The organism is Rhizobacter sp. (assembly GCF_031412075.1).
In the GTDB taxonomy this organism is placed as follows: Bacteria; Pseudomonadota; Gammaproteobacteria; order Burkholderiales; family Burkholderiaceae_C; genus Rhizobacter.
The window spans coordinates 1-7,924 of the sequence record NZ_JANOCG010000541.1 but is presented as its reverse complement, the minus strand read 5'-3'; the positions used below and the strand labels follow the sequence as shown (position 1 = coordinate 7,924).

At 66.1% G+C, this 7,924-nt stretch carries 6 protein-coding genes; all 6 read left to right on the top strand.

The window, feature by feature from the left end; genetic code table 11:
* Positions 1-557, top strand: a 557-nt coding sequence (locus RMO40_RS20250; protein ID WP_309725223.1) for a type VI secretion system accessory protein TagJ, incomplete at its 5' end; no start/stop codon positions are given.
* Positions 554-1,075 carry a type VI secretion system baseplate subunit TssE gene (gene tssE / locus RMO40_RS20245; RefSeq protein WP_309725221.1) on the top strand — a complete coding sequence of 174 codons (522 nt, stop codon included), beginning with the start codon at positions 554-556 and terminating at the stop codon, positions 1,073-1,075. The genes RMO40_RS20250 and tssE, both read left to right, overlap by 4 nt.
* On the top strand, positions 1,075-2,952 hold the full coding sequence (gene tssF, locus RMO40_RS20240; protein WP_309725219.1) for a type VI secretion system baseplate subunit TssF: 1,878 nt from the start codon (positions 1,075-1,077) through the stop codon (positions 2,950-2,952). The genes tssE and tssF overlap by 1 nt, the downstream gene beginning before the upstream one ends.
* 111 nt (positions 2,953-3,063) lie before the next feature.
* Positions 3,064-4,173: a type VI secretion system baseplate subunit TssG gene (gene tssG, locus RMO40_RS20235; RefSeq protein ID WP_309725217.1), complete on the top strand. Its 1,110-nt coding sequence runs from the start codon at positions 3,064-3,066 to the stop codon at positions 4,171-4,173.
* 28 nt (positions 4,174-4,201) lie between these two features.
* Positions 4,202-6,913, top strand: coding sequence for a type VI secretion system ATPase TssH (gene tssH / locus RMO40_RS20230; RefSeq protein WP_309725215.1), 2,712 nt, complete (start codon positions 4,202-4,204; stop codon positions 6,911-6,913).
* Between the two features lie 82 nt (positions 6,914-6,995).
* Positions 6,996-7,924: tetratricopeptide repeat protein (locus RMO40_RS20225; RefSeq protein WP_309725213.1), on the top strand; the 929-nt coding region annotated here is incomplete at its 3' end.

Here is a 7,924-nt window from a genome sequence, read left to right as displayed (position 1 = left end):
GTGGCGCGGTGTTCGCAGGCAAGACCACGCCGGTGGTGTTTGGCCAACCCGCCGCCTGGGTGGCCATGCTGATTGAAGCCCTGGGCCAAGAGGCCCAAGGCAACCTGGCGCAGGCGCAGCACCTGCGCGCCAACGCCTTCGAGCAGGCCCCCACGACAGCCGGCAGCCTCAACGGCGAGGCCTTCGACTGGATCGCCGATGCCGACTCGCGCCTCGGCCCGGTGCTCGAAGTCGTGCTCAACGGGCGCTACACCTGGGTGCCCTTCGAGTCGCTCGCGGCCATCACCGTCGAAGCACCCGTTGACCTGCGCGACATGGTGTGGACACCAGTGCACCTGACCTTCACCAACGGCGGCGATTCGGTTGCCCTCGTTCCAACCTGCTACCCCGGCACGCGCGAGCAACCCAATGGCGTGTTGAAGCTCGCACGCGCCACCGAATGGTCTGAAATCGGCCCCGACCAGTATGCGGGCTTGGGCCAACGCATCCTGTCGACCAGCAGCGCCGAGATGGGGCTGCTGGAAGCGCGTGAGATCAAGCTCACAGCTGCCACATGAACCTGCGTGATCGTCTTCAGCCCGCCTTGCTGGACCGCCTGACGGATTTCAACCCGCAGTCGCAGGTCGAGGCCGACGACACCCGCATGATGAACAAGTCGCAGATCCGTGAGGCGGTGCTGCGAGACCTCTCCTGGTTGCTCAACTCTGTGCAGCCCTTGAGCAAGGCCACGGCCACCCAGTACCCGCAGGCCGCCGACTCGGTGCTCAACTACGGGCTGCCCGCCATGTCGGGCCAGCTGGCCTCGCGCATCGACGTGGGCCTGCTCGAACGCACCATCAAGCAGGCCATCCTGCGCTTCGAGCCCCGCGTGATGGAAGACTCGCTCGAAGTGAAGGCACTCGAAGCCTCCAGCGTGCTCGACACACACAACGTCATCGAGTTCGAGATCCACGGTTTCATGTGGGCCCAGCCGGTGCCGCTCGAATTGTTGTTGCGCACCCAGGTCGACCTTGAAGCCGGCCAGGTGGAAGTGCGCGACGTGGGCAGCAGCGGCCCCTCAAGGCGCAAGAGCTGATGGATCCCAATCTCCTCAGACACTACAACGACGAGCTGACCCACCTGCGTGAGGTGGGCGCCGAGTTCGCCGCCGAGTTCCCCAAGATTGCCGCACGCCTGTCGCTGGAAGGGCTCGAAGTTTCCGACCCTTACGTCGAGCGCCTGCTGGAAGGTTTTGCCTTCATGGCAGCACGCATCCAGCTCAAGATCGACGCGGAGCACCCGCGCTTCATTCAGCACCTGCTGGAGACGGTGTACCCGGGCTTCTTGTCGCCCGTGCCGTCGATGATGATCGCGCGCATGCGGCCCGACCCGCTCGACCCCAACCTCGCGCGCGGCTTCACCCTCAAGCGCGGCAGTTCCCTCACGAGCGAGCTGGTGCGCGGGCAAAACACCCGCTGCGAGTTCCGCACCGCACACGAGGTGACGCTGTGGCCGATCGAGATCGAGTCGGTGCAGTACTTCAGCCACGCACCCGACCTGCCCCTGGCCCACCTGCCGGTCGCGCGCCAGTTGCGCGGTGGCTTGCGCATCAAGCTCAAGCTGCATGGTGGGCTTAAGTTCAAGCAGTTGAAGCTCGACAAGCTGCCGCTGTTCATCTCGGCCCCCGACGACGTGGCCTTCCGCCTGCACGAGCTGGTGCTGGGCAACACGGTCGGCACCTGGGTAGCCGGGCCCGCCAACCGCGGCGCCGCCTCAGGTTTTGCCGATGCCGACTCGGTCAAGCCCATGGGCTACGACGACAACGAGGCCCTGCTGCCCGAAACCCTGCGCGGTTTCAGCGGCCACCGCCTGCTGCAAGAGCTGGCGGCCATGCCGCAGCGTTTTCTGTTCTTCGAGATCAACGACCTGGCTCGCCGCCTCGCGGTGGTGGATGGCGCCGAGGCCGAGATCGTTGTGCTGTTTTCGCGCGGGGAGGCCGCCCTTGAATCGCTGGTGGACGCCGGCAGCCTCGCGCTTTTCTGTACCCCTGCGATCAACCTGTTCCCCAAGCGGCTCGATCGCATCCAGCTGGCCACCTCCGGCACGGGGGGTTGGGAGCACCACGTGGTGCCCGATCGCACACGCCCGATGGACCACGAGATCCACACGCTGGAATCGGTGACGGGTTATGGCGTGGCACAAGTGGCCGAGCAGAGTTTCATGCCGCTGTATGCAAGCTTTCACGACGCGGTGCGCAGCCACGGCGCCTACTACACCGTGCGCCGCGAGCCACGCATGCTGTCGTCGCGCCAGCGGCTCGACGGGCCACGCTCGGCCTATGTGGGGCAAGAGGTGTTCTTGTCGCTGGTTGACCCGCAAAACGCGCCTTACCGCGAAGACATTCGCCAGCTCTCGGTCATCGCCTTGGTGACCAACCGCGACTTGCCCACGCTCTTGCCCGGCAACTCCACCACCTGGGTGCTCGACTCTGCCGGCCCCGCCGGCCGCATCGAAACCCTGCGCGGCCCCACCCGCCCGGTGCAGCGCCTGGCGCGCGGCGATGTGGGCTGGTCGATGGTGAGCCTGTTGACGCTCAATTACCTGAGCATTGCCGGTGAAGACCCCAAACGTGCGGCCTCCGCCTTGCGCACCATGCTGGCCTTGCACGGGCCCGAGCAAGATGTGGCCTGGGCCAAGCAGGTCGAGAGCATCCAGTGGCTGGAGGCCAAATCCGTGGTGCGGCGTTTGCCCTTCCCGGGGCCGCTGACCTTTGGCTGTGGGGTTGAAGTGACTGCGCTGGTTGATGAACTGGGCTTCCAGGGTTCGAGCGCCTTCCTGTTGGGCCAAGTGCTCGATCGGTTTTTTGCGCGCCACGCGGCGTCCAACAGCTTCTGTGAAACGGTGCTGCGCTCGGCCTCGCGCGGCGAGATCATGCGCACCCGGCCGCGCATTGGAACCCACGCGGTGTTATGACATGAAGCACCTTCGTCGCCCCCTCCTCTCCGTTCGGGCTGAGCCTGTCGAAGCCGGCGAAGTGCACCTCGCTACCCTTCGACTGGCTCAGGGCGAACGGAGGTGTGCGGCATGAACGCCGACGCCCGCCAGCTCCACGAGCGCCGCGCGCGCCTTTTCGAGAGCCTAGCGGCCGAGCCCTGGGCGCATGACTTTTTCGCCGTGTTGCGCCAGATCGAGTCCCTCGCCCCCAACTCGCCCCGCCTCGGCCGTGCGCTGCGCCCCAGCGCCGAACCCATCCGCCTCGGCCAGGACCCGGAGCTTGATTTCGCGCCCGCCGCGTTGATGTCGTTCAAGGTCGACAGCCGCAAGCCGCCTCGTCTGGGCGCACGCTTCTTCGGCCTCTTCGGCCCGATGGGCCCGCTGCCGCTGCACATCACCGAGTACGCACGCGACCGGATGCGCAACCACGCCGACCCGACCTTCGTGCGGTTTGCCGATGTATTTCACCACCGTGCGCTGCTGCTCTTCTACCGCGCCTGGGCACAAAGCCAGCCCGCCGTGCAGGCCGATCGGCCCAACGACGACCAGTTCGCCAAGTGGGTCAGCGCCTTGTTCGGCCAGGCGCCAGCATCGCTGCGCCAAGCCGATGCCGTGCCCGATGCCGCCAAACGTTACGTGGCGAGTCATCTCGCGCGGCCCACGCGCAACCCGGAGTCGATCGCCAAGGTGCTGCGCCAGTATTTCGACGTGCCCATCCGCATCGAGCCCTATGTGGGCCACTGGATGCCGCTGCGCGCCGAAGATCGCAGCCGCCTCGGGCGCCCGGGTGCGCGCCGCAGTGCGCCACTCGGCGTTTCGGCCGTGGCGGGTGCCAAGGTGTGGGATCGGCAGTACAAGATCCGCCTCCACATCGGCCCGCTCAGCCTCGCGCAGTACCAGCAGTTTTTGCCGGGTCAGCCTTCGCTCATCGAGCTGCGCGACTGGATGCGCCAGCTGGTGGGCTTCGATTTGTTGTGGGACGTGCAGCTCGTGCTCAAGGGCAACGAGGTGCCACCCCTGCGCATGGGTGGCCAGACGGCCCTCGGTCGCAGCACCTGGCTCGGCCGCAAGACGCCCCACCCCGACCGTGGCGAGCTTCGCCTTCACCCTTCAAAAAACTCCGTTCGGGCTGAGCCTGTCGAAGCCCACGCGCAGCGCCGCGATGGCACATCGACAAGCTCAGTGCGAACGGGTCGTTAACCCTTGTCGCCCCTGATAGGAGAACCTCATGGCTGAAATCAGTCGCTCCGCCCTCTTTGGCAAGCTCAACCCGCTGGCCTACAAGGCCATCGAAGGGGCCACCGTGTTCTGCAAGCTGCGCGGCAACCCGTATGTGGAACTGCAGCACTGGTTGTTCCAGATCTTGCAGACGCAAGACTCCGACGTGCACCGCATCGCCAAGCACTATGGGCTCGATGCGTCCAACCTCGTGACCGACCTGCAGAACTCGCTCGACCGGTTGCCGCGCGGCGCGTCTTCTGTCACCGACCTGTCGAGCTTCGTCGAAGACGCCGTGGAGCGCGCCTGGGTCTACGGCTCCTTGATGTTTGGCGGCACCCAGGTGCGCACCGGCTTCCTGATCGTGGGCCTGCTCAAGACCAAGAACCTGCGCAACGTGCTGCTGTCGATCAGCAAGCAGTTCGAGCGCATCCAGATCGACGAGCTGAGCGAAAACTTCAACAAAATTTTGGGTGGCTCGCCCGAAGAGGCGCAAGCCGCGACGGAAAGTGGCGCCGAGCCCGGCGAAGCCAGCGGCGCGATCTCGCCCGCCGCCATGGGCAAGCAGGAAGCGCTGAAAAAGTTCACCACCGACCTGACCGAGCAGGCTCGCGGCGGCAAGATGGACCCGATCGTCGGCCGCGACGACGAGATCCGCCAGGTGGTCGATATCTTGATGCGCCGCCGCCAGAACAACCCCATCCTGATCGGCGAAGCCGGGGTGGGCAAGACCGCGGTGGTCGAAGGTTTTGCGCAGCGCATTGCGCGAGGCGACGTGCCGCCTGCCCTGAAAGAAGTGGAGCTGCGTGTGCTCGACGTGGGCTTGCTGCAGGCCGGCGCCAGCATGAAAGGCGAGTTTGAACAACGATTGCGCTCGGTGATCGACGAGGTGCAGGCGAGCGTCAAGCCCATCATCCTGTTCATCGACGAAACCCACACGCTGGTGGGTGCGGGCGGTGCGGCGGGCACCGGCGATGCAGCCAATCTGCTCAAGCCGGCTCTGGCACGTGGCCTGTTGCGCACCATTGGCGCCACCACGTTTGCCGAGTACAAGAAGCACATCGAGAAAGACCCGGCGCTGACCCGGCGTTTCCAGAGCATCACCGTCGACGAGCCCGACGAAGCGCGTGCGATCCTGATGATGCGTGGCGTGGCCTCGACGATGGAGAAACACCACAAGGTGCAAATCCTCGACGAGGCACTCGAAGCTGCGGTCAAGCTCTCGCACCGCTACATCCCCGGCCGCCAACTGCCCGACAAATCGGTGAGCCTGATCGACACCGCCTGCGCCCGTGTGGCGGTGAGCCTGCACGCCACGCCGCCTGAGGTGGACGACTGCATGAAGCGCATCGAGTCGCTCGAAACCGAGCAAGGCATCATCGCACGCGAAGGCGCCATCGGCATCGACACCAAGAAGCGCTCTGCGCTGGTGGAAGAGCAACTCGGCCAGGAACGTACTCGCCTCGACAAGCTGCAAACCCGCTGGCAAGGTGAGAAGGGCCTGGTCGACACGCTGCTCGCCTTGCGAGCCAAGCTGCGCGATGGCGCGGCCCCGGTCGAAGGCACCGGCAGCAAGCTGGAAAAAGGTGCCGAAGCGGCGGCGACCGACATGCCGCGGTTGTCAGATGCCGATCGCGCAGCCACCCTCGCCGAGCTGCACAAGGTGCAAGCCGAGCTGGCCACCTTGCAAGGCGAGAGCCCGCTGATTCTGCCGACCGTCGATTACCAGGCCGTGGCCAGCGTGGTGGGCGACTGGACGGGTATTCCGGTGGGCCGCATGGCGGCCAACGAGATCGAGACCATCCTCAACCTGCCCAAGCTGCTGGGCTCGCGTGTGATCGGCCAAGACCACGCGATGGAGGTGATCGCCAAACGCATCCAGACCTCGCGCGCGATGCTCGACAACCCGAGCAAGCCGATCGGCGTGTTCATGCTCGCCGGCACCTCGGGTGTGGGCAAGACCGAAACCGCGCTCGCGCTGGCCGAGGCGCTGTACGGCGGCGAGCAAAACGTCATCACCATCAACATGAGCGAGTACCAGGAGGCACACACCGTCTCCACACTCAAGGGCTCGCCCCCGGGCTACGTGGGCTACGGTGAAGGCGGTGTGTTGACCGAAGCCGTGCGCCGCCGCCCCTACAGCGTGGTGCTGCTCGACGAGGTGGAAAAAGCCCACCCCGACGTGCACGAGCTCTTCTTCCAGGTGTTCGACAAGGGCTGGATGGAAGACGGCGAAGGCCGCCTCATCGACTTCAAGAACACCATCATCCTGCTCACGTCGAACGCCGGCAGCGAGATGATCATGAACCTGTGCAAGGATCCGGAGCTGATGCCCGCGCCCGACGCCATTGCCAAGGCGCTGCGCGAGCCGCTGTTGAAAGTGTTCCCGGCAGCGCTCTTGGGCCGCATCGTGACCATTCCGTATTACCCGTTGTCCGAAGACATGATGGGCCGCATCGTCAAGCTGCAACTCAACCGCATCAAGAAGCGTGTGGAAGCGAACCACGGCGTGCCATTCGTCTTCAACGACGAGGTGGTGAAGCTGGTGGTGAGCCGCTGCAACGAGGTGGAAAGCGGCGGCCGCGTGATCGACGCGCTGCTCACCAACACCGTGCTGCCGCGCATCAGCCACGAATACCTCACCCGCCTGGCCTCCGGCGCGCCCCTGAGCAAGGTGGAGCTGACCGTGGGTGCGGGCGATTTCGCCTATGGCTTCGACTGAAACGTGAACCCCCACGCTCACTTCGTTCACTGCTCCCCAAGGGGACGCTCAGCCCCCTTGGGGCGGCCCGACGGAGGCTGAGTTGTCCAAGCACCGCCCCCTGAGCGGAGCTGCACGGCTCGCGCAGCAGCAGATGCTGCAACGCGCCGTGCTCTTGCTGCGCGACAAGAAGCTCGACGACGCCGAGCCGGTGTTGCTGTCGGTGCTGCAGCGCTGGCCGGGGCAGCCCGATGCCTTGCACTTCCTCGGGGTGCTGGAGCACACACGCGGCCACAGTGAAGCAGCGCTGAGCCTGATTCGCCAGGCCATCCTGGGCCTGCCCGGCCAGGCGGGGCCCTTGAACAACCTGGGCAACGTGCTGGTCGAGACCCAGCGCTTCGACGAAGCCGTGGGCGCCTACCGCGCGTGCCTTGCGCTCAAGCCCGACAACATCGACGCGCTCAACAACCTGGCCACCATGCTGCGCAAGCGCGGCGAGCACGCCGAGTCTGAAGCGCTGTGCCGCAAGGCGCTCGAGGTCAATGCCGAATTCGCCCAGGCCTGGTACAACCTGTCGCTCACCCTGCTGGAGCAAGGGCGTGTCGACGAAGGCCTCACCGCGCACAGCCGCGCCATCGTGCTATGGCCGCGCCACCTGCAGGCACGCAACGCCGTGCCCAAGGCGCTGGTGCAACTGGGCCGGCTCGAAGAAGCCGCACAGCTCTACCGCGAATGGCTGGCCACCGACCCCGACAACCCGGTGATCAAGCACCACCTGGCCGCCTGCTCCGGCGGCGCCGTTCCCGAGCGCGCGAGCGACGCGTACGTGGAGCGCACCTTCGACGCCTTTGCCGCCACCTTCGACGCCAATCTCTCCGCCCTGGGCTACCGCGCGCCGCAGCTGGTGGCCGAGCTGCTGCGCGAGCTGCTGCCGCCGCCGGCGCGGCAGTTCGACATCCACGACCTGGGCTGCGGCACCGGCCTGTGCGGGCCGATGGTGCGCGACTGGGCGCGCGACCTGAGCGGCTGTGA

Bases quoted from the DNA above. Each gene is read 5' to 3' on its own strand.
- tssG (WP_309725217.1), top strand. From the start codon at position 3,064: ATGAACGCCGACGCCCGCCAGCTCCACGAGCGCCGCGCGCGCCTTTTC.
- tssE (WP_309725221.1), top strand. From the start codon at position 554: ATGAACCTGCGTGATCGTCTTCAGCCCGCCTTGCTGGACCGCCTGACG.
- tssH (WP_309725215.1), top strand. From the start codon at position 4,202: ATGGCTGAAATCAGTCGCTCCGCCCTCTTTGGCAAGCTCAACCCGCTG.
- tssF (WP_309725219.1), top strand. From the start codon at position 1,075: ATGGATCCCAATCTCCTCAGACACTACAACGACGAGCTGACCCACCTG.